Source organism: Streptomyces sp. CA-146814, assembly GCF_050942385.1.
GTDB lineage: Bacteria > Actinomycetota > Actinomycetes > Streptomycetales > Streptomycetaceae > Streptomyces.
Genome location: NZ_CP192068.1, coordinates 4348427 through 4367777, shown reverse-complemented (window position 1 = coordinate 4367777; position 19351 = coordinate 4348427). Strand labels below are relative to the sequence as shown.

Here is a 19351-nt window from a genome sequence, read left to right as displayed (position 1 = left end):
TCCTCGGCGGTAGCAGGGCTGCTCCCCAGGAGGCCGCCGAGGACTGACGCCGAAAGGACGAAGGAGGCAAATCGGTAAGTCCTCCTGCCTGTCGGCGACTTCCTGTACCTCGTCCCCTTGAAAGGAGATCTGCGGGGATCTGGATGTTTCATGGTTCTCCTCCACCCCCGCAAGGCTCAGGCCTTACTCGCAAGGGTGGGGCAGCGCCCGCCCGGCTGCAGTCTGGCTGGCAGGAGCCCTCAACGGAGGTTCGAATCCTGTGTGGTTGCCAACGCGCACGCCTGGCGAACGCCCAGGCAGGCCGCCTGAACATATCTCAATCCTCATGTAGTACCTACTGGTAAGTTGTCCCGGCCTCACCTCGTGGGGTGAGGCCGGAAGACCAGGTTCGACCGAAAGGTTTGATGTGAGAACTCGATCGATAAAGGCAGCGCTGGCCGGAGGGCTCGGCTTTCTGGTACTGGGGGGAATGACTTCCTGGTTCGCCACCGCCGATGCCTCTGCCGCGCCAGCGGCTCCTAAGGCGGCCTCAGCAGCTGACATGACCTCTGCGGTGGAGGATTTCATCCACCCCAACGCAGAGCGGATCCTCCAGGACCGAAAGATCGTGCTGAAGCGCGGCGACGGCAACATCATGCTCAAACCCGGCAACGGCGAGGGAGGCATGAATGCTTGCCTCGGAGCCAAGGAAGTCTGGGTTGAATCCCGCCTGGACATAAATGGCTACTGCTTCGTAACCACGGGCACCACTGGCCACCTCGCCATGGAGATTCCCGACGCCTTCTTCCTGTGGACCCAGGATCGGGCCATGCAAGCCACGGTGACCTTCGAAGGAAAGGAAACCATTTACAAAGCCCCGAAGAACGACGTCACCGGGATCGGCGAGACGGACTCTCCCGGCGGCGAGAAGCGCTCCGTACTCGTAGAACTCCGTATCACCGGATAGCCGACGCCACCGGCCGCGTGGAGGGCGGCGGCGAAACTGAGGCGCTCACCGGCCAACGTCTTCAGCTGGCTTTGCCACCACGAACATCGTTCGCGGTGCAGCTCAATGCCATTGCTGACGCACCTCGCCGGATTTCGTAGCTCTCGGGCGAAGACATCTCTCTGTCATTTTTCATCCTGGCGCGGTATTCGAACTGCGCAGGATCAGACTGCAATTCTATAGTTCAAGGGAATCTCATGTCCGCGATACGTCCCCGCCTTCTATGGGGCACAAGCGCTCTCGCCATACTCGCGACGGTAGGTGCCACCGCATCGGCCAGTGCTCTGAACGGCACGCAGGCTCCCGCGCAGCTCAGCTTCGTTGCGAAGATCAACGTTGGGGAGCAGTCTGCCTGCACGGGGGCTCTTGTTGCCCCGCAGTGGGTGCTGACGGCGTCCTCGTGCTTCTCCTCCGACGGGGCACCGTCTTTCGGTAAGCCGACCGTCGCGACCACCGTCACCGTGGGCCGCGTCAATCTCACGCAGGCCGGCGGCAGTGTCCAGCAGGCCGTTGACCTCGTGCCGCACCCGGACCGTGACCTGACTCTGGTGCGGCTCGCGAAGGCCATCACCGACCCGGTGATAAGACCCGTCCGTATCTCCACCACCCCAGCTGCCCAGGGTGAGGAGTTGACGAAGGCGGGCTTCGGCCGGACCAAGACCGAGTGGGTACCCAAGAAACTCCACACCGGTGTCTTCACCGTGGCCTCCACCACCGACACCTCGGTCACCCTGACCGGCTCCGATACCGCCACCGTATGCAAGGGCGACGCGGGCGGTCCCGCCCTGCGCACCGTCAACGGCACGCCGGAACTGGTCGGGATCAATTCGCGGTCCGGGCAGGCGGGCTGCCTCGGCACCGACCCCACCCAGATGAGCACCAGTGCGCTCGACACCCGGGTGGACGACCTCGGACCGTGGATCGCCTTGGCCACGGGTGCTCGCTGGGGTCAAGCAGGTGAGAGCGCTGCCGCTTCTCAGGAGCTGTCGGGTGACTTCGACGGTGACGGTAAGGCTGACACCGCGGTCCTGCATGCCTACCCGCCGGTCACCGGTGGGGCGCGGCATGCGGCTCTGTGGAAGTTCACGAGTACGGCTGCGGGTAGCTACAATCCGGTGCGGGCGTGGGACAACCTGGCGGCTGGGCCGGGGTCGTGGGCCGGGGAGCGGTCCAAGGCTGTCGCCGGTGACTTCAACGGCGACGGCAAGGCCGACGTGGCTGTGTTGTACAACAACGGCCAGGGCACCGACGGTACCTTCCGTACCGCCCTGTGGACCTTCCTCAGCAACGGCACCGGGTTCGACGCCCCGGTGGTGAAGTGGACCTCCGGCACCACTTCGTGGGACTGGGACCGCATGGAGCCGTTCGCCGGCGACTTCAACGGTGACGGCAAGGCCGACGTCGGTGTCCTGTACGACATCGGCACGGCCGCCGACGGACGCAGTATCACACGGCTGTGGACGTTCACCAGCAACGGCGACGGATTTACCGCGCCTGCCGTGAAGTGGACCTCCAGCTTCTCCTGGGCCTGGGACCGGTCCCTGCCCGTGCCCGGCGACTACAACGGCGACGGCAAGACCGACGTCGCGGTCCTGTACAACAGCGGCCAGAGTGCCGAGGGACGCAACCAGACCAGGCTGTGGACCCTGAGCAGCAACGGCGCCGGGTTCAACGCGCCGGTCGAGCAGTGGTACTCCGGGACGATGTCATGGGACTGGGCCCGGTCCAAGCCGTTCGCCGGTGACTACAACGCCGACGGCAAGGCGGACATCGGCATCCTCTACAACAACGGCCAGCACGCCGACGGGCGCAACCAGACAACCCTGTGGACCAGCAACGGCGACAGCTTCGACGCCCCGGTCACCAAGTGGTCCTCCGGCACCGGCTCCTGGGACTGGAACCGCACCCAGCCCGTCACCGGCGACTTCAACGGCGACGGCAAGGCAGACATCCACGTCCTGTACGACTACGGCCAGCGCCCCGACAACACCTACCGCGCAGGCCTGTGGCGGTTCACCAGCACCGGCCCCACCTTCACCAACCCCCTCCTGATCTGGGACAGCAACAACATCGCCCCCTGAACACCCACACCACCCGCCGCCTGGTATCAACATCACGAGGCGGCGGGTGCCACACCCCCACCGGAGCTGCGGGCGACTTCGGCGCGCAGCAGGCCGGAGAGCGCTGAGCACCAACGCTGAAGTTCCCCAACCTTCCCCCTGGCAGGGGTGATTTCACCGATCCGCCCTTGCGCTCGGCGGCCAGGACATCGCGGTGACGGGCGTTGAAGTTGCGCACTCGGCCCGGAGCACGGGGCGAAACTGGGCCGGATCACCACACGCCCTCCGAGCCACCGCCACAGCCCCTCACCCCGCCCACCGCCCCGTGAGGAACGCCAGCGCCACCAGCGCGCTTACCGGCACCGTCACGCACAGGTACGCCGTCCGGAACCACGGCCGGCGCAGGCTCACCGCCGCCAGGCCGATCCACAGCGGCCACCACAGCAGCGTGGCGCGGGGCACCGACGTGTACCAGTACGACATTCCCAGCGCCCACAGGCTCAGCGCCACGTACACCGCCTCCGGCCAGCGGCGACGCCGTGCCAGCAGTGCGACCAGGGCCAGGCCCACCACCATCGCCGCCAACTCCGCCTGGAACATGGCCGCGTAGCCCGTCGTGTGTACGCCTCCGAAGGCCGCGTTCCACGTGTTCGTCCACGCCTCCCACGGGGTGTGGAACTCCCGGTACCAGCCGCGCTCCTGCGCGTGCTTCCACGCCATCCAGTCGCCCGTGTGCGCGTGCAGATACCAGCTGTACGCCAGTGGCGGCAGCGCGGGGAGCGCCAGCCAGGCCGCCCCGCGCCAGCCGCGCCAGTCGCGCCGGATCCTCACCGACAGCACGAACAGCACCGCTATCGCCGCCGCCAGGAACAGGCCGCTGACCCGGACCGTCGTCGCCAGAGCGGTCAACGTGCAGGCCCACGCCCACCGTTGCCCCTGGGCCGCCCGCCAGGCCGGGAGCGCGAACGCCAGGAACAGCGCCTCCGTGTAGCCGGCCGCCAGGAAGACCGCGCACGGGGAGAGCAGGAGGAACAGGACCGTACGGTGGCCGTCGGCGTCCTCGGGGACGTACGCGCGGGCTATGCGGGCCAGCGCCAGTACGGCGACCGCTCCCGCGACCAGCGAGATCAGCAGGCCCGCCGCCGTCCAGTCCGGGACGATGACGTGCACAGCCCGCAGGAGCAGCGGATAGCCGGGGAAGAAGGCCTCCCTGTTGTCCCAACCGGCCGTCCATGGGCCCGCGTCGGCCGGGAAGTAGCCGTCGCGCGCTATGTGGAGGTAGTGGTTCGCGTCCCACTGCTGGAACGGCGCGAGGACCGGCGCCGCCTCCCGTACGTCCGAGCCCCGGGGGAAGAGCCACCGGGCGCCGTGGGCCGTGATCCACAGGGATATGCGGGTCAGGAGGTAGAGCTGGAGCACTCGGCGGTCGGCGGGGGTGAGCCAGGACGGCCGGTTGCCGCGTCCGGCCGCCTTGGACCCGTACGGTACGGGCCTGGCCGGCCGGCCCGCCCACGGCCCGGAGGTGACACCGGACCGGGGCTCGGAGGTGGCGTCGAACCGGGGCTCGGCCGGTCGCAGGCCGGGGGGCGATAGGGACAACTCTGGCACCTTTCGGACGCGTCAAGGCGTGCGGGATCGCCCGGTGGAGCCGCCGGGGCACGGCACGGGGTGAAGCAGGGGCAGGGGACGGAGGGCGTACGGGAGTCGGGGCCGTCGCCCGCGATCACGGCATCGACGTCGCTCCGAGCGTCGAAGTCGAAGCAGACGTCGAAGTCGGTGCCGAAGTCGCCGTCGAGCCGGGCGCCCACGTGGACGTCGACGACGAAGCCATCGGTGCCCCCGTCGTCGGCATGCCCTCGGGCGCGGTCGACCCCGGACCGGAACCGGGCGGGTACGACCCCGCCGTCCCCGGCACCGTATGGCTGGGCGTCGGCGGCTCCGTAGGTGTCCCGGTCGGAGGCGAGGGCGCCGGGGACGGGTAGCTGGGTGATGGGGTCGTCGCCGGAGGTGCGGGCTTCGGTGTGACCGGGAGCAGGCCGATCGCCGCCGCGCCGCCCCCGCCGATGACCAGGCAGACCCCTACCGCGAGCGCCGCCATCCGGCGCCGCTGGGCCCGCATGCCGCGTTCGGTGATGTACGTGGCCGGCTCCGCGACCACGCGGCCCTGGCCGAAGTCTCCGGCCTGCCGGAACAGGGACCGCAGAGGGTCCTGCGCGCTCCGGGACTCCTCCGGGCCCGACGGGTCCCGTGGTTCAGACATCAGGAGCCTCCTCCATGCGGGGGTCCCGCAGACGGTGGGCGAGTGCCGCCCGGCCGCGGACCAGATGCGTCTTGATGGTGCTGGCGGAAAGCCCGGTCTCACCGGCGATCTGCTCCACCGTGAGGTCGCACAGGTAGTGCAGGGTCAGGGTCCGCCGCTGCTGCGCGGGCAGCTCCCGGAGCGCGTCGACCAGCACCACGTGGTCCGAGTCCGGCGGCGCCACGTGCTCCGCCGCACCGCTCCCCCGCCCCCACGCGTCCGCCGAACGCCGCCGGAACCGCCACCGGCTCACCGCCAGCCGCCACGCGACCGTACGGATCCACGCCTCGGGCTGCCCGTCCCGCTCCAGCCGGCCGCGCCGGACCCACGCCTTGACGAAGGCCTCCTGCACGACGTCCTGCGCCTCCTGGAGATCCCCCGTCATCACGTACAACTGGCCTGTGAGACGCGCGACCGCCCGGGCGTAGAACTCTTCGAACTCCTCGACGGTCAAAAGTTGCTCCCGGATCTTTCGCTTCACCGGGTATACGCCCGCCGCCGGGCATCCGGTCTACAGCCCCGGCGATCCATCGGAGTGATCGTCGTCACGTGACCGCAAGGGCGCCTGGCGTGGTCGGAAACTTCGGCAACCGTTGACCCGCCCCGCCCCCCTCGTCGTCCCACCACAGCTCCCAGGCCCCGGCGCTCGGGCCGTCGGGGCCGAGCGTGGCGAGCCAGACCTCGCCCTCGCGCAGCCGTCGCCGGAAGTGGTCCTCGTCCAGCTCTCCGGGCTGCCACTGCTCGACGCCGCGCTCGACCTGCCAGCGCGCTGCCGCGTCCCGCAGGCGTACGAGCTCGGTCAGGTCGCCGTCCGACTCGGCCCGCCGGAACGACAGCGGCGCCGACGCGGCGTGGGAACTGGTGTTCTTCATGCCGTGATCCTGCCGCACAACCGTTCCCACCTGCGCCGACCCTCTGCTCCTCCCGGGGCTCAAGCCGCGAGGTCCGAGCGTTCTTTACGGTGATGGGGTGGATGGGTCACTTTTCCCACCCACCCACCCTGCGACCGAAGTTGACCGTTTGCGACCGACTTGCGACGCACAGTCGCCGCGCTTTAGCGTGCGGAGAACGAGACCAGAAAAAAGCGACCCCTGCTGGTGCTGACACACCGAACAGGGGTCTGACCAACGAAGATCGAACTACCCTAAGGCGATCCCCATGGCTGCCAGCTACCCTAACGCTGCCTCGCGCTCCCAGCACGAGGCCCCACCCGCGACACCGCACCCGATGGCCAACCCCGGCTACGGCAAGCGCTCCGCGCCCGGCGAACGACCGCGCACCGAAAGCGACTTCGCCCACCTCCTCCCCCGTGACGCCGCCGTCGCCGCGTACATCGACCGGCTGGCCGACGGCTCCGACATCTCCGTGAAGACGCTGGCCAAGCACCTCCCGTACGGCCAGTGCGCGCTGCGCACCACCCTCAACCGGCTCCAGGCCGCCGGGCATCTGCGGCGCGGCAGGGAGTGCGTGGTCACCGAGGAGGTGATGTTCTGGGTGACCCGTACGTTCTTCTCGCGCACCGCACGCGTGGACGCCTGGTGGAACGCCTACATCCGAGGCGACGCGCCGCCGGACCAGCCCCAACGACCCACCCGCTCCCGGGCGTTCGTCCTGCTGGCCGCCCTCGGACGTATGGCTCCGGCGCTGTCGCTGTCCGCCGCCGACTGCGTACGGCTGGAACCGCAGGTCAGCGAGTGGTTCGCGCGGGGCGCGACGGAGGCCGAGCTGCTGCACGTCCTCACCGCGGGCCTCCCGTCCCCCGTCCACTGCGCCGCCCGCCTGGTCGAGCGACGCCTGCGCGACAAGCTGCCGCCCGAACGCATCACACCGGGGCCGGAGGCCGTCCTGCGCAGGCTGGAGTGCGGCGAGTGCGGAGTCCCGGGCAGCCCGGAAGCGCTCCTCGGCGGGCTGTGCCGGCCCTGCCGCGGACCGGTGCCCGAGCTGCCGGTGGGGCCGCCGGGGTCCGTGCAACCGCCTGGGGTGCGGGAGCGGATGGACGCGGTGCGGGCGGGGCTGGTTCCCCGGTCGGAGAGGCAGCACCGATGATGCCCGCCGAGGACTTCGAGGCACTGGCCCGCGTCTGCCCCGAGACGGTCACCCTTGAGCTGATCAGTGGAAAGCTGGAGGTCAAGCCCGTGCCGGACGGGGATCACGACGAGATCATCATGTGGGTCGCGATGCAGTGCGTGCAGCAGCGGCCGGAGCTGCGGCTGTACCGCGGACGCGGGCTGCGGATCGGCGGAGATCGCAACGACCGCGTCCGACCGGACGGCAGCCTGGCATGCGCGGGCCGCTTCGCCGGGGACGGCGCGTGGTCGAGCCCGGACCGCATCCTCATGACCGTGGACGTGACCTCGTACGACGAAGACCCTGTGAAGCCGTGCGGCTACGCGGCGGCGGGCATCCCGTTGCGCTTCCTCATCGACCACCGGTCCGGCACTTTCGCCGTCCGCAGCGAACCCGACCCGGTCCACTACCGGCATCAGCGCCATTGCGACATCGGCGAATCGGCCACCCTCCCCCACCCCGTCTCCATCACCCTGGACACCGAGGAGCTCAAGAACTACGCCCGCTGCCCCCTCACCGCACCGCCGCCGCGAGCTGCGTCGTCGCCAGTTCCCGGTAGAGGTCGTCCGAGGCGATCAGCTCCTCGTGTGTGCCCGCCGTGCGAACCCGGCCCTCCTCCAGGACCACGATGCGGTCGGCGTGGCGGACCGTGGAGAGGCGGTGGGCGATGACCAACACCGTTGCCTGCTCGGCCAGTTCGAGGATCACGTCACGCAGCGCCTGCTCGTTCACCGCGTCCAGCTGTGACGTCACCTCGTCCAGCAGGAGCAGGCGGGGGCGGCGCAGCAGGGCGCGGGCGATGGCGATGCGCTGGCGTTCGCCGCCGGAGAGGGTGACGCCCCGGTGGCCCACCGCCGTGTCCAGGCCGTCGGGCAGCCGGTCGACCAGCGCGTCCAGGCGGGTCCGGGCCACCGCCTCCGTCAGCCGGTCCTCCGGCGCGTCCGGGGCCGCGAAGAGCAGGTTCTCCCGCAGCGTCCCGGCCAGGACCGGGGCGTCCTGTTCCACGTACGCGAGCGAGGCCCGCAGCTCTGCCAGCGGCCAGTCCCTGATGTCCCGGCCGTCCAGCGCGATGGCTCCCGCGTCGTGATCGTAGAACCGCTCCAGCAGGCTGAACACCGTCGACTTCCCCGCACCCGACGGGCCCACCAGCGCCACCATCCCGCCGGCCGGGACCTCGAAGGTGACGCCCTTGTGGGCAGGGGCGCGCTCGTCCCCGTACCCGAAGGTCACGTCCTGGAAGGTGACCCGCAGCGGAGTCCCCTCACCCGGTACGCCGCCGGGCCGGCCGACAGGTTCGCCCGGCAGCGACTCCACCTCGTCGATCCTCCGTACGGCGGCCAGGCCGCTCTGCAGGCCCGTCCAGCCCTCCACCAGGCCGCCGATCGGGCCCATCAGGTAGAAGAGATAGAGCAGGAACGCGATCAGCGACGAGATCTCCAGCGAACCCGACGCGACCCTCGCTCCGCCCACTCCCAGCACGGCCAGGAAGGCGAGTTGGATGGACATCATCATCGTGACGTCGGAGACCGAGGACCACTTCGCCACCGACACACCCCGGTCGTGCGCGTGCCGTGCCGCCTGCGCGACAGCCGCCGTCTCGCGCTCCTCGGCGCCGCTCGCCTTGACCGTACGGAACGCCTGGAGCACCCGGTCCAGCGCAGCGCCCATCGCGCCGACCGACTCCTGCGCGCGGAGCTGCGCGCGCTGAATTCGGGGCATGAGCAGGGCGGTTACGGCTCCGATACCGACGATCACCACCAGCGTCACGCCCAGCAGCGTCACGTCCATGTACGCCATGAACGCGATCGTCCCGAGCAGCATCAGCACGCTGTTGAACGACTCGACCAGGCCGCTGGAGAGGACGGTCCGGAGGAGGGTCGTGTCGCTGGTGACGCGGGACTGGAGGTCGCCGGGGGTCAGGCGGTCCACCGCCGGGACCTTCAACCGCATGATGCGGCCCACGAGTTGGTCGCGCGCTCGGAGGACGACCCCTTCTCCCGTACGGGCCATGAGGTAACGCCCGTACGCGGAGAGGCAGGCGCCCGCGAGGACCAGTGCGGTGAGCGCGATGAGCGGGGTCACCGGCGAGCGGTCGGCGGCGAACGCGTCCACCGCGTACTTCGCCATCAGCGGCATCGCCAGACCGGCCGCGGAACCGGTGAGGGAGAGGACGCCCGCGCGGATCAGTACGCCGCGGTGGGGGCGGACCCGGGTCAGGAGCAGGCGGAGAGGGGTGGGGCCCGTGCCGTCTCGGACCGGCGTCCTCTCGCGCTGTACCTCCCGCGCCTCTTCAGGCAGCCTGTCCGGCCCCGCCCCCGTCGTCGTCCCCGCCACCGCGCTCACCCGGAACCCCCTCGCGTACCGTCACCACCATCAAAGGACGCAGATCGGCCGACTCCGCCTGCTCGCCGACCGTGCGGCCCTCCGCCTCCACCCAAGCATGCGGCGAGAACGGCGGTGCCGTCCGGACCCCCGCGCACCAGTCCGGCCAGCTCCCGGACATCCTGCACGCCAGCGCGATGGCCACCGAGCGGGGCAGGCAGCCGTAACGGCCCGCGCAGCGGCGGCTGGTGGCGGTGACCGCCTCGTACATCTCCAGCGTCTCGTCGTACGTCGCCGGGCGCGCGCCCCTGCTGCACCGGGCCAGCACCCGGCGCAGACGGCCCGGTTTGCAGCGGGCCAGGACGAACGCGGCGGCGATCGCGACGCGCAGCCGTACACCTCCCGGCCCGGCACCCCGGCGCGGCATCGTCATCTCGGTGGTCATGGGCGCAGGATCTTCGCCTCGACGAGCTGGCGGGTCAGCTCGGCCACGTCCGACTCGGCCTCCGCGCGCTCCACGTCGAACTCGGCGACGATGCGTTCGACGGCCGCCTCAGGGGCCTTCCCCGCCGCCAGGGTCTCGACCACGATCACGCTGGTGTCGTTCAACTGCCAGTAGCTGCCGTCCTTTTCGTCGAGCAGGACGCCTCCGTACTCGGTCGTCGTGACGGCTATGCCTCTTCTGAGCTTCATCGCGCTGCCTCGCTGGTCGTGGGGGTCCGGTCGGGTGGGGGCCAGGCGTTCTCGGCCGTGCGCAGCCAGGTCTCCCCGGCCACCGTCGAGCTGATGGAGTGCTCCACCAGGACGGGTGAGAAGGGTTCGGCCGCCAGTCGGAGGAGGTGGCGGGCGTCGACCAGGCCGCGTTCGCCGAGGCGCGACCCGGTCCACAAGTCGGCCAGTTCCGGGGCGTGTTCGCGGAGGCCCTGGTGTTCGTCGGAGGACATGTGGTCCTTCGTCGTGCGGGCCAGCAGCGCGTCCGGCACCACCCCGCGCATCGCCTCGACGAGCAGCGGCTTGTAGCGCCACGGGCTGATCCGGTCCGCCAGCCGTACGGCGAGGGTCGCCTCCAGGATCCGGTCGTCGTAGAAGGGCGCGGCGACGGGCAGCCCGATCGTCATGCCGATGTCCTCCATCGCCTGGAAGTGCCGGGCCCCCATCCGTACCGCGTCGATGTCCACATGCCGCCCCCGCCACCGGTCGATCGGCTCGGCCTGCCCGGCGGCGGCCGCCGTGAACTCCTCGGTGATCAGCGCGTTCGCGTGGTCGGTGAACCACGGGCGCAGGGACTGGCGTACGCCCCAGGAGAGGAGCGGGGTGCGGGTGACCGGCTGGGGTTCCGTGGTGACCGCGCCCGCGAGGTAGCGGGGGAAGGTGGAGCGGTTGAGGAGGGCCTTCAGGGTGGGGAACAGGGGCCAGCCGAGCTGGTGGCGCAGGCCGCCGAGGTGGTTCCAGGCGGTGAGGGGGTTGCCGTGGAAGAGGTCCTGGTAGGCGTGCGGCAGGCCGAGGAAGAGTTCGTCGCCGCCGTAGCCGGTGAGGTGGTAGCGGGAGCCGGTGGCGTGGGCGCGGCTGAGGAGCAGGTGCGCGCGGGCCCGGCCGGGGGCGACGGGGAGCGGTTCGTCGTTGAGCTCGGCGGAGGTGGCGGCCAAGTCGGCGTAGAAGTACGGGGCTTGGTCCGCGGGGATGATGTGGTGGGCCGGGGCGGGTGCGCTGTTACGGCTCCGCGCCTCCTCCACCGCTCGCCGCGCCCATGTCTCGTCCTCGCTGTAGCGGTCCCGGGCGGCCACGGTGAGCAGGGACAGCTCCGCCGGGCCGGTCGCGCGGGCGGCGAAGGTGAGGGCCGTGGAGTCCAGGCCGCCGGAGAGCTCGCAGCTGATCCGGTCCAGGCCGCCGATATGCGCTCGTACGGAGGCGGCGACGGCCTCTCCGAGTCTTCGGGCGCCCTCGGCCAGCGGCAGTTCGGGGGGCGGAGGCTCCCACCAGCGGTGCTCACGAGGGCCGGGGGCGGCGGCCGTGCCCGGCGCTGCGGCGGGCAGGGCCAGTCCGTACCCGGCCCCGGTCTCCTGCACGCCCCGCCACAGGACGCGCCGGCTCAGGGGGTGCGGCAGGAAGTCGAGCATGCGCAGCGCCAGTGCGCCGTCGTCCAGGGGCGCGCCGGTCAGGTGGGCGAGGACGGCCGGGCGGTCGGAGGCGATGGTTCCGGCCTCGGCGTGCCGCGCGTGGTAGATCCGGCGCAGGCCGGAGGCGGTGCCCCGGATCCAGGTCTCGCCGGAGAGGTGCGCGATGACGTGGTGGAGGCCGGGGAGGCGGGCGAGGCGGCGTTCCAGGCCGGTCCGGTCGCGGGCGCCCTCCAGGAGACCGGCGAGCACCGTCTCGGGGACGCGGTCCGGGCCGATGAGCACGAGCGCGTCGCCGCCCCGGCGGAGGTGGCTGACCTGGCGGACCAGCGGGCGGGCGACGACCCAGGGACGGCCGGAGGGATGGGCGACGGTGACGGTGCCGCCCGCCCCTCCTGCGGTCCGGGTGGTGTCCGGTGAGGGAAGCTGCCCGGCCACCGCGTGGGCCGCCACGCTGTCCGGCAGGACGACGAAGTAGTCACGCAGCAGGCCGGGCATCTTCACCTTTCGGAAGTTCTCACACCGTGCACAGGGAACCGGTCGGCGGATCAGATGATGCGCCGGACCCAGTACTCCTTGTACGAGCCGTAGAAGTACCCGGCGGTCTTCTTCGAAAAGTCCCCCTGCTTGAACAGCGACGGCTTCACGTAAGCCTTCTTCTGCTGCTTCATGACACCTTCCCTTCTGTGCGGTTGACGACCGTTATGCCCAACTGACGTCCGCATAACTGGAGTTATCGCTGCGACTGGTGTTCACCTGGTGAACACCAGAGCCATCATGTCCCGCTGCCGGACCGGTACGCGTGATTCCGACTTACCGTGCGAAGTTGGCCGGATAGCGCGAGCGGGAAGGGTGCGCCGGCGACCGCCGGACGGCCTGCGGAGGAACCGACCGGTCAGCATGTGCAGTCGCACACCGACGCCTTGTCCCGGCTCAGTGGACTGGACCAATGGCTGTACGTGGCCCTCGTACCAGGCCGTACACGGCAGCGAGCTGCCAGAAGATCGAACCGGCGGCGACGGGGCGGAGGAGCCAGCGCCGCACGCTCTCCCCCAGCCCCCGCAGCGGCCTTATCCCACCCGCACCCGTGCGCGCCACCGGAAACCGGCGTTCACGCGAAAGCGCCCTGCCGTACAGGAGTGAGCACTGCAAGTAATCATTCGGCCAAGCCGACTTCCGGCCGCCGGCGGCCGGGACGCCCTGAAGCGCCGGGCACACCGAGGCGTCAGGCGTTCTACGGTGTCGGCGCAGGCGGTGGAGTCGTCAGGATCGCTCGAAGCGGCTCGGGAAGGGGAACTTCCACTCCAGGAAGCCGTCCACGGCCCGCCGGATCGAGTCCCGGGCCGCGACAGCGGTGTCCACGTCGTTGAGGCAGAAGAAGTCGACGTCGTTGTGCTTCCTCAGCCGCGCGAGCCTCTCGTGGAGGTCCGGCCTGCCGACGTCGACGTACCGGAAGGAGTAGTCGCCGGGAACGGCCCGCCCGGTGAGGATCGCCCAGTGGTGGTGGAAGGTCGCGGCCACCGCCACGTCCGCCGTCGAGCGGAACCGCGAGTGCGTGGTGCGTTCGAGCTCCGGGAAGCCCGCTTCCGCTATCTCCCGCATGACCGCGCGCGACTGGGGGTGCGGAGTGTGCAGGAACTTGTTGGTGATGAACCGGTCGTGGTGCTGCTGGATGACCCGGCGCACGTTCTTGCCCGCGGAGTTCGGGGCCGGCTCCGTACTGTGCGGGAGGCCCAGACCCAGCTTGTACGGGGAGAACGGGATGCGGGCGATGCCGTTGCCGTGGAAGAAGTGCTCGGCGCGCACGGGCCGGCCGAAGAACACGTCGTCGTTGAGGTACAGGTAGTCCTCGGAGAGCCCGTCGATCCGGTACAGGCAGGTCTCGATGGCATGCGAGTTGAAGACCGGGAGCGCCGACGCCGGGAGTATGTCCCGGTGGTCGACGACCGTGATACCGGGCGCGTTCACATCGAGCCAGGACGGCGTCTGGCCGTCCGTCACCAGATACACGTGCCGGATGAAGCTGGCGTGCATCTCCAGCGACCGCAGGGAGTACCGCAACTCGTCGCTGTCCGTGTAGCGGGACATCCCGACTTCGCGCTTGGCGATGGCGGAGGAGCCTTCCCGGTAGGCCTCCCGCTTGGCCGCCAGCTCCGGCTCGTCGCCGTCGACCCAGGTGTAGACCGCGTCGACGGCGAAGGAGACCTCTTCCACGGTCCGCTGGGCGAACGGCTGGAACGTCGGTATCTGCAGGCCGCTCACGGTGGCCGTCGCCGGCTTCTGGGCCTCCGACGGGATGACCTCTGATATCCGGTTGAGGCGGGGCGCGACCAGCGACTCCGGAAACGTGTCCGTGAGCTCGCTGCCCGGGACGCTGAACCACAGCCTCCCGCCGTCGCCGGCGGAGCCGTCGGCCTCCTCGCCCTGCTGCCAGAACTCGATGTCGCAGCCGTCCACGAAACCGCCCAGCACCTGGCCGTGCGGGCCGAGGTGGACCACGCCCATACGCAGCACCTCGGCCTCCCGGACGGCCTGCGGCAGCCGGCCGTCCGCGCAGTGTCCGGCAACGGACAGGCTGTCGCCCTGGTCCACGGCTCCCAGGTAGACAGGCGTCCCGGACAGCTCCCGGGTCGCCGCGTCCAGGAAGGCCGCCCGGTGCTTCCTCTCCACGCCGACCACGTGCCGCAGCCAGTCGCGGCCCGGCACCAGGAAGTAGGGGATGCCGGCTGTCTCCAGCACGTCCGAGACGAGCTTCAGCGACTGGGCCGCGGCATCGGTGGAGACATAGCTCTTCGCCGGCGCGCCGAGAACACGCAGCCCCCCCACGGCGACGGGGACCACGTCGGGACGGACCCGTCGCAGGGCGGCTCGCCGCCGGGAGACACGTAGGCGCCAGATCGGCGCGGCCGCCCCCCTCTCAACCTTGCGGGCGGCCCGTGTGCCGACGCGCCAGACGCGTGAGGCCCTCCGGCGCATGAGGCTCATTCCCGCGTTCCATCAGGTCGCCTTTCGAACGAACTGGGGAACGGGAAGTACTGCTCGAGGAAACCGTCCATGCGCATGCTGACTTCTTCGCGCTGCTCCGGGGCGACATCGACGTCGTTGAGGCAGAAGAAGCTGAACCGGCGCGTCGCGAGAAGGTTGTCCAGCCTCTTGTCGGCGTCCTCGCGGCTGATGTTCACGTACCGGAAGCTGAACTTGCCGGGGATGCCCTTCCCGGTGATCAGCGCGTACTGGTACAGGAGGGGCGCGGTGAGCGCCACGTCCTGGGGCGAGCGGAAGCGCGACGCGGTCGTCCGGGCGATGTCCTCGGAGAACATCTCCTCCAGCTCCAGCAGCGTCTTCCGCTGCTGGGGAAGCGGCGTGTGCATGAAGTTGTTCGTGGTGAGCGCCCCGAACTTCTCCATCAGCAGCCGGCGCACGTTCTTGCTCGCGGAGTTCGTCGCCGTCTCCTCGGCGTGCGGCTTGCCGACACCGATCTTCAGCGGCGACACCGGAACCCTCATGACACCGCTGGGGTGGAAGAAGGCCTCGGGCGTGACGGGACGGCCCACGAACACGTCGTCGTTGAAGTAGAGATAGTGGTCGGAAATGCCCGGAATGTGGTGCAGCCGGGTCTCGATGGCGTGGGAGTTGAAGACCGGGAGGACGCCTTCGGGGAAGATGTCCCGGTGATCGACGACGGTGATGCCGTCCGCGTCCGGGTCGAGCCAGCTCGGCGTCTGCCCGTCGGTGACGATGTAGACGTTGCGCACGAAGGGCGCGTACATCTGCAACGAGCGCAGCGAGTACTTGAGCTCGTCGTGGCTGGTGTAGCGGGAAGCGTTGACTTCCTTGTCCAGGATCTCGGCGGTGCCCTGGCCCTTGTACCGCGCCCGCTTCTCGCGCATGGCCGGCTCTTCGCCGTCGACCCAGGTGTAGACGACGTCGACGGGGAACGTCACGTCGCCGATCGTGGGGACGGCGAACGGTGCGAACGTCGGTATGTCCCGGTCGCCGACCCGACGACTCGCCAGCTCCTGCTCGGAGTTGGGAAGCACCTCCGCGACCCGGTTGCGGCGCGGCGCGACCAGCGACTGGCTGAAGATGTCCGCGGAGGCCTGCGGCTGGATCTTGGCCAGCTCCTGCTCCGCCCTCGGACCGGCGATGAGCTCGGCCCCGCTCTTCCAGAACTCGACGTCGCACCCGATCTCGGGCCCGCCGAGGACCTGGCCCGCGGGCCCGAGGTGGATCTCGCCCACCCGCAGCACCGAGGCCGTCAGGAGGGCCGAGGGCAGCTTGCCGTCGAGATACAGAGCGGGGCGCTTCAGGACGCGCCCCACCGTCGGCTGCCCGATGAAGACCGCCTTCCCGGCGTACTCCTCCTCCATCGCGTCATGGAAGCGAGCGCGGTCCGCTTCGTTGACGCCGATGGTGTACCGGACCTTGGAGATACCGGGGACGAGGAAGTAGGAGACGCCCGCCCGCTCCAGGGCGCGGGTGGCGATCGCCAGGTTCTGCGCAGCGGCGTCGGCGGCCGAGAATCCCTGCACGACGCGCCCGTAGAGCTCTTGGCCGTTCACCAGGACCCGGCTGACATCGGGCTGGTCGCTGACGGCCCTGCGCCGGGTGCGCGCCGAAAGCATCCGCCATGACTGTTCCGCGGCCTTCCGCTGAACTCGCGGGCCCATTCTGCGTGCGAATGAACGAACAGTCACATTCTTTCCTCTCTACCGTCGGGAAGCCGGGGAGCCAGTCGTGACCTGAGTGCGATACCTCTGCCCGGTCACGAACATCCGCCGCTTCCCACCCACCGCCCACTCGCCTGGCCGGCGTGCTTCAGCACGCCGAAGGATAGCCCGAAGCAGTCCTTTTACCGAACGGCAGTTTAACGACCGGCAGCCGGTTCCCGTTCCGTGCGCTCCGGCCTCCGAGGGCCGTCGCCGCCGCGATGCCCCTGCCGCCCCACGGCTGTCCTGGTCAGTGCACCGGCATGGGAGCGTCCCCGGGAGCGCCGCGCGGCCCTGACCGCCGTCCGCTCACCTCCTGGACAGTGACCTTTGTCGCACGACGTAACCGCCCCAGGCCGCCAGTCCGGCGCCCAGCAGGAGCGGGATCATGCCGTAGCCGACGATCGTCCCGGAGTGCGCGAACCACCGTCCGCCGTCGGACACCTGGGTCGCGGTGATCGTCTCCGGGTCGTTCCTGCCGTCGTGGTCCGTGAAGCTGATCCGGGTGCGGCCGACGCCTTCCGCCTCACCGAAACAGTGCCAGACCGTCTGGCCCTTGCTGGTGCGGGTGTCACGGCACTCGACGGCGCCGAACGTCTCCACCCGCATGCCGAGGAGACCGGCGAGGCCCGTGCCCGTCGCCACGACGAACAGTCCCGCCGCCGACAACGCGACCCCGGCGAGGAGCAACCCGGCCCCCTTGAGACGCGCCCTGTACCTGGACCCGCCGCGCCCCGCTCCGCCGTACCCCGCCCGCGTAACCGTCATGCCCACCCCCGTACCCGTACCCGTACGCGTACTCGCACGACAGTCGCACTCGTACGCGTACGAACTCGCCAACCGTCCCCCGCAGTGTCCCAGCAACCTCGGACACGCCACAGGGGCGGCGCCTCCCGTGAAGGAGATGCCGCCCCTGCGGGACGTGCGTGGAGCTTCGATCGACCGGCGCGAACCGGACCCGATCAGAAGTCCATGTCACCGCCCGGCATGCCACCCGGGGCGGCCGCGCCGGCCTTCTCGGGCTTGTCGGCGATGACGGCCTCGGTGGTGAGGAAGAGCGCGGCGATGGAGGCGGCGTTCTGCAGAGCGGAGCGCGTGACCTTCGCCGGGTCGAGAATGCCCTCGGCGATCATGTCGACGTACTCGCCGGTCGCGGCGTTGAGGCCGTGACCGATCGGCAGGTTGCGGACCTTCTCCACGACGACGCCACCCTCGAGACCACCGTTGACGGCGATCTGCTTGAGCGGGGCCTCCAGCGCGAGCTTCACGGCGTTGGCGCCGGTCGCCTCGTCGCCCGTGAGGTCGAGCTTGTCGAAGACGGCCGAGGCCTGGAGCAGAGCCACGCCACCACCGGCGACGATGCCCTCCTCGACGGCGGCCTTGGCGTTGCGCACCGCGTCCTCGATGCGGTGCTTGCGCTCCTTGAGCTCCACCTCGGTGGCGGCGCCGGCCTTGATGACGGCCACGCCGCCGGCCAGCTTCGCGAGGCGCTCCTGGAGCTTCTCGCGGTCGTAGTCCGAGTCGGAGTTCTCGATCTCGGCACGGATCTGGTTGACGCGACCCTGGACCTGGTCGCTGTCACCGGCACCGTCGACGATCGTGGTCTCGTCCTTGGTGATGACGACCTTGCGGGCGCGGCCGAGCAGGTCCAGGCCGGCGTTCTCCAGCTTGAGACCGACCTCCTCGGAGATCACGGTGCCACCGGTGAGGATGGCGATGTCCGCGAGCATGGCCTTGCGGCGGTCGCCGAAGCCCGGGGCCTTGACGGCGACGGACTTGAACGTGCCCTTGATCTTGTTGACGACCAGGGTGGAGAGCGCCTCGCCCTCGACGTCCTCGGCGATGATCAGCAGCGGCTTGCCCGACTGCATGACCTTCTCCAGCAGCGGGATGAGGTCCTTGACGCTGCCGATCTTCGAGTTGACGATCAGGATGTACGGGTCGTCGAGCGACGCCTCCATACGCTCCATGTCGGTCGCGAAGTAGGCCGAGATGTAGCCCTTGTCGAAGCGCATGCCCTCCGTCAGCTCGAGCTCCAGACCGAAGGTCTGGGACTCCTCGACGGTGATGACGCCTTCCTTGCCGACCTTGTCCATCGCCTCGGCGATCTTGGCGCCGATCTCGGTGTCGGCGGCGGAGATGGAGGCGGTCGAAGCGATCTGCTCCTTGGTCTCCACGTCCTTGGCCTGCTCCAGCAGAGCGGCGGAGACGGCCTCGACGGCCTTCTCGATGCCGCGCTTGAGGGCCATCGGGTTGGCGCCTGCGGCGACGTTGCGCAGACCCTCGCGGACGAGAGCCTGGGCGAGAACGGTGGCGGTGGTCGTACCGTCGCCGGCGACGTCGTCCGTCTTCTTGGCGACCTCCTTGACCAGCTCCGCACCGATCTTCTCGTACGGGTCCTCGAGCTCGATCTCCTTGGCGATGGATACACCATCGTTGGTGATCGTGGGCGCGCCCCACTTCTTCTCGAGGACGACGTTACGGCCCTTGGGGCCGAGGGTGACCTTGACGGCGTCGGCGAGCTGGTTCATCCCGCGCTCGAGACCGCGCCGTGCCTCCTCGTCGAACGCGATGATCTTGGCCATGTGAAGTGGTCCTCCCGGACAGGGGTGGATTGCTCCGGACCGAGAGGCGCCCGCGACGGACGGCCTGCGTGCGTGGTGGTTCCTTGCCCCACCGCGCCTGCGGGCCTCACCGGCCCGGTCCAAGTTTCTGTCACTCTCACCTGGAGAGTGCTAACGCCAATGATTAGCACTCGACCCCTGAGAGTGCAAGCGCCTCAGGCCAGGGCCCGC

Annotated in this window: 16 protein-coding genes and 1 pseudogene; 5 read left to right on the top strand and 12 right to left on the bottom strand. The window is 69.9% G+C overall.

From position 1 onward, the window contains the following. Positions 1 to 469 precede the first annotated feature (469 nt). Positions 470 to 946, top strand: a complete 477-nt coding sequence (locus ACQP09_RS19435; protein WP_433401435.1) for a hypothetical protein — start codon at positions 470 to 472, stop codon at positions 944 to 946. 236 nt (positions 947 to 1182) lie between these two features. After that, positions 1183 to 3066 carry an FG-GAP-like repeat-containing protein gene (locus tag ACQP09_RS19430; RefSeq protein WP_433401432.1) on the top strand — a complete coding sequence of 628 codons (1884 nt, stop codon included), beginning with the start codon at positions 1183 to 1185 and terminating at the stop codon, positions 3064 to 3066. A gap of 285 nt (positions 3067 to 3351) precedes the next feature. Here ACQP09_RS19430 and ACQP09_RS19425 read toward each other — a convergent pair whose 3' ends face one another. Continuing rightward, positions 3352 to 4653: a mannosyltransferase family protein gene (locus tag ACQP09_RS19425; RefSeq protein ID WP_433401430.1), complete on the bottom strand. Its 1302-nt coding sequence runs from the start codon at positions 4651 to 4653 to the stop codon at positions 3352 to 3354. A gap of 200 nt (positions 4654 to 4853) precedes the next feature. Here ACQP09_RS19425 and ACQP09_RS19420 point away from each other — a divergent pair, with 200 nt between their 5' ends. Beyond that, positions 4854 to 5027: a hypothetical protein gene (locus ACQP09_RS19420; RefSeq protein ID WP_433401427.1), complete on the top strand. Its 174-nt coding sequence runs from the start codon at positions 4854 to 4856 to the stop codon at positions 5025 to 5027. Positions 5028 to 5297: 270 nt separating this feature from the next. Here ACQP09_RS19420 and ACQP09_RS19415 read toward each other — a convergent pair whose 3' ends face one another. Together ACQP09_RS19415 and ACQP09_RS19410 are read right to left on the bottom strand one after the other, a co-directional pair. Then, positions 5298 to 5798 carry a SigE family RNA polymerase sigma factor gene (locus tag ACQP09_RS19415; protein ID WP_433406661.1) on the bottom strand — a complete coding sequence of 167 codons (501 nt, stop codon included), beginning with the start codon at positions 5796 to 5798 and terminating at the stop codon, positions 5298 to 5300. Positions 5799 to 5889: 91 nt separating this feature from the next. Then, positions 5890 to 6216: a hypothetical protein gene (locus ACQP09_RS19410; protein ID WP_433401424.1), complete on the bottom strand. Its 327-nt coding sequence runs from the start codon at positions 6214 to 6216 to the stop codon at positions 5890 to 5892. Between the two features lie 355 nt (positions 6217 to 6571). Here ACQP09_RS19410 and ACQP09_RS19405 point away from each other — a divergent pair, with 355 nt between their 5' ends. Both ACQP09_RS19405 and ACQP09_RS19400 read left to right on the top strand, forming a co-directional pair. Then, on the top strand, positions 6572 to 7390 hold the full coding sequence (locus ACQP09_RS19405; RefSeq protein ID WP_433406660.1) for a hypothetical protein: 819 nt from the start codon (positions 6572 to 6574) through the stop codon (positions 7388 to 7390). Next, a pseudogene (locus ACQP09_RS19400) lies at positions 7387 to 7863 on the top strand (Uma2 family endonuclease); the annotation flags it as partial. The gene ACQP09_RS19405 and the pseudogene ACQP09_RS19400, both read left to right, overlap by 4 nt. A 61-nt stretch (positions 7864 to 7924) precedes the next feature. Here the strand turns inward: ACQP09_RS19400 and ACQP09_RS19395 are convergent. The 9 genes from ACQP09_RS19395 to groL all read right to left on the bottom strand — a co-directional run bounded on the left by ACQP09_RS19395 (position 7925) and on the right by groL (position 19141). Further along, positions 7925 to 9709, bottom strand: coding sequence for an ABC transporter ATP-binding protein (locus ACQP09_RS19395; protein ID WP_433406659.1), 1785 nt, complete (start codon positions 9707 to 9709; stop codon positions 7925 to 7927). Beyond that, positions 9702 to 10178, bottom strand: a complete 477-nt coding sequence (locus ACQP09_RS19390; protein WP_433401421.1) for a lasso peptide biosynthesis B2 protein — start codon at positions 10176 to 10178, stop codon at positions 9702 to 9704. The genes ACQP09_RS19395 and ACQP09_RS19390 overlap by 8 nt, the downstream gene beginning before the upstream one ends. Further along, positions 10175 to 10426, bottom strand: coding sequence for a lasso peptide biosynthesis PqqD family chaperone (locus ACQP09_RS19385; RefSeq protein ID WP_433401418.1), 252 nt, complete (start codon positions 10424 to 10426; stop codon positions 10175 to 10177). The genes ACQP09_RS19390 and ACQP09_RS19385 overlap by 4 nt, the downstream gene beginning before the upstream one ends. Next, a complete protein-coding gene (locus tag ACQP09_RS19380) occupies positions 10423 to 12345 on the bottom strand; it encodes an asparagine synthase-related protein (protein WP_433406658.1) in 1923 nt (640 codons plus the stop codon). The genes ACQP09_RS19385 and ACQP09_RS19380 overlap by 4 nt, the downstream gene beginning before the upstream one ends. 50 nt (positions 12346 to 12395) lie before the next feature. Next, a complete protein-coding gene (locus ACQP09_RS19375) occupies positions 12396 to 12518 on the bottom strand; it encodes a keywimysin-related RiPP (RefSeq protein WP_018511015.1) in 123 nt (40 codons plus the stop codon). A gap of 592 nt (positions 12519 to 13110) precedes the next feature. After that, positions 13111 to 14688: a stealth family protein gene (locus tag ACQP09_RS19370; protein ID WP_433401415.1), complete on the bottom strand. Its 1578-nt coding sequence runs from the start codon at positions 14686 to 14688 to the stop codon at positions 13111 to 13113. A 140-nt stretch (positions 14689 to 14828) separates the two neighbouring features. Continuing rightward, entirely contained in the window at positions 14829 to 16472 is a 1644-nt protein-coding gene (locus ACQP09_RS19365; RefSeq protein ID WP_433401412.1) for a stealth family protein, read from the bottom strand. Positions 16473 to 16865: 393 nt separating this feature from the next. Then, on the bottom strand, positions 16866 to 17246 hold the full coding sequence (locus tag ACQP09_RS19360) for a hypothetical protein (protein ID WP_433401409.1): 381 nt from the start codon (positions 17244 to 17246) through the stop codon (positions 16866 to 16868). Between the two features lie 272 nt (positions 17247 to 17518). Continuing rightward, on the bottom strand, positions 17519 to 19141 hold the full coding sequence (groL, locus tag ACQP09_RS19355; protein ID WP_361333079.1) for a chaperonin GroEL: 1623 nt from the start codon (positions 19139 to 19141) through the stop codon (positions 17519 to 17521). Between the last annotated feature and the right edge of the window lie 210 nt (positions 19142 to 19351).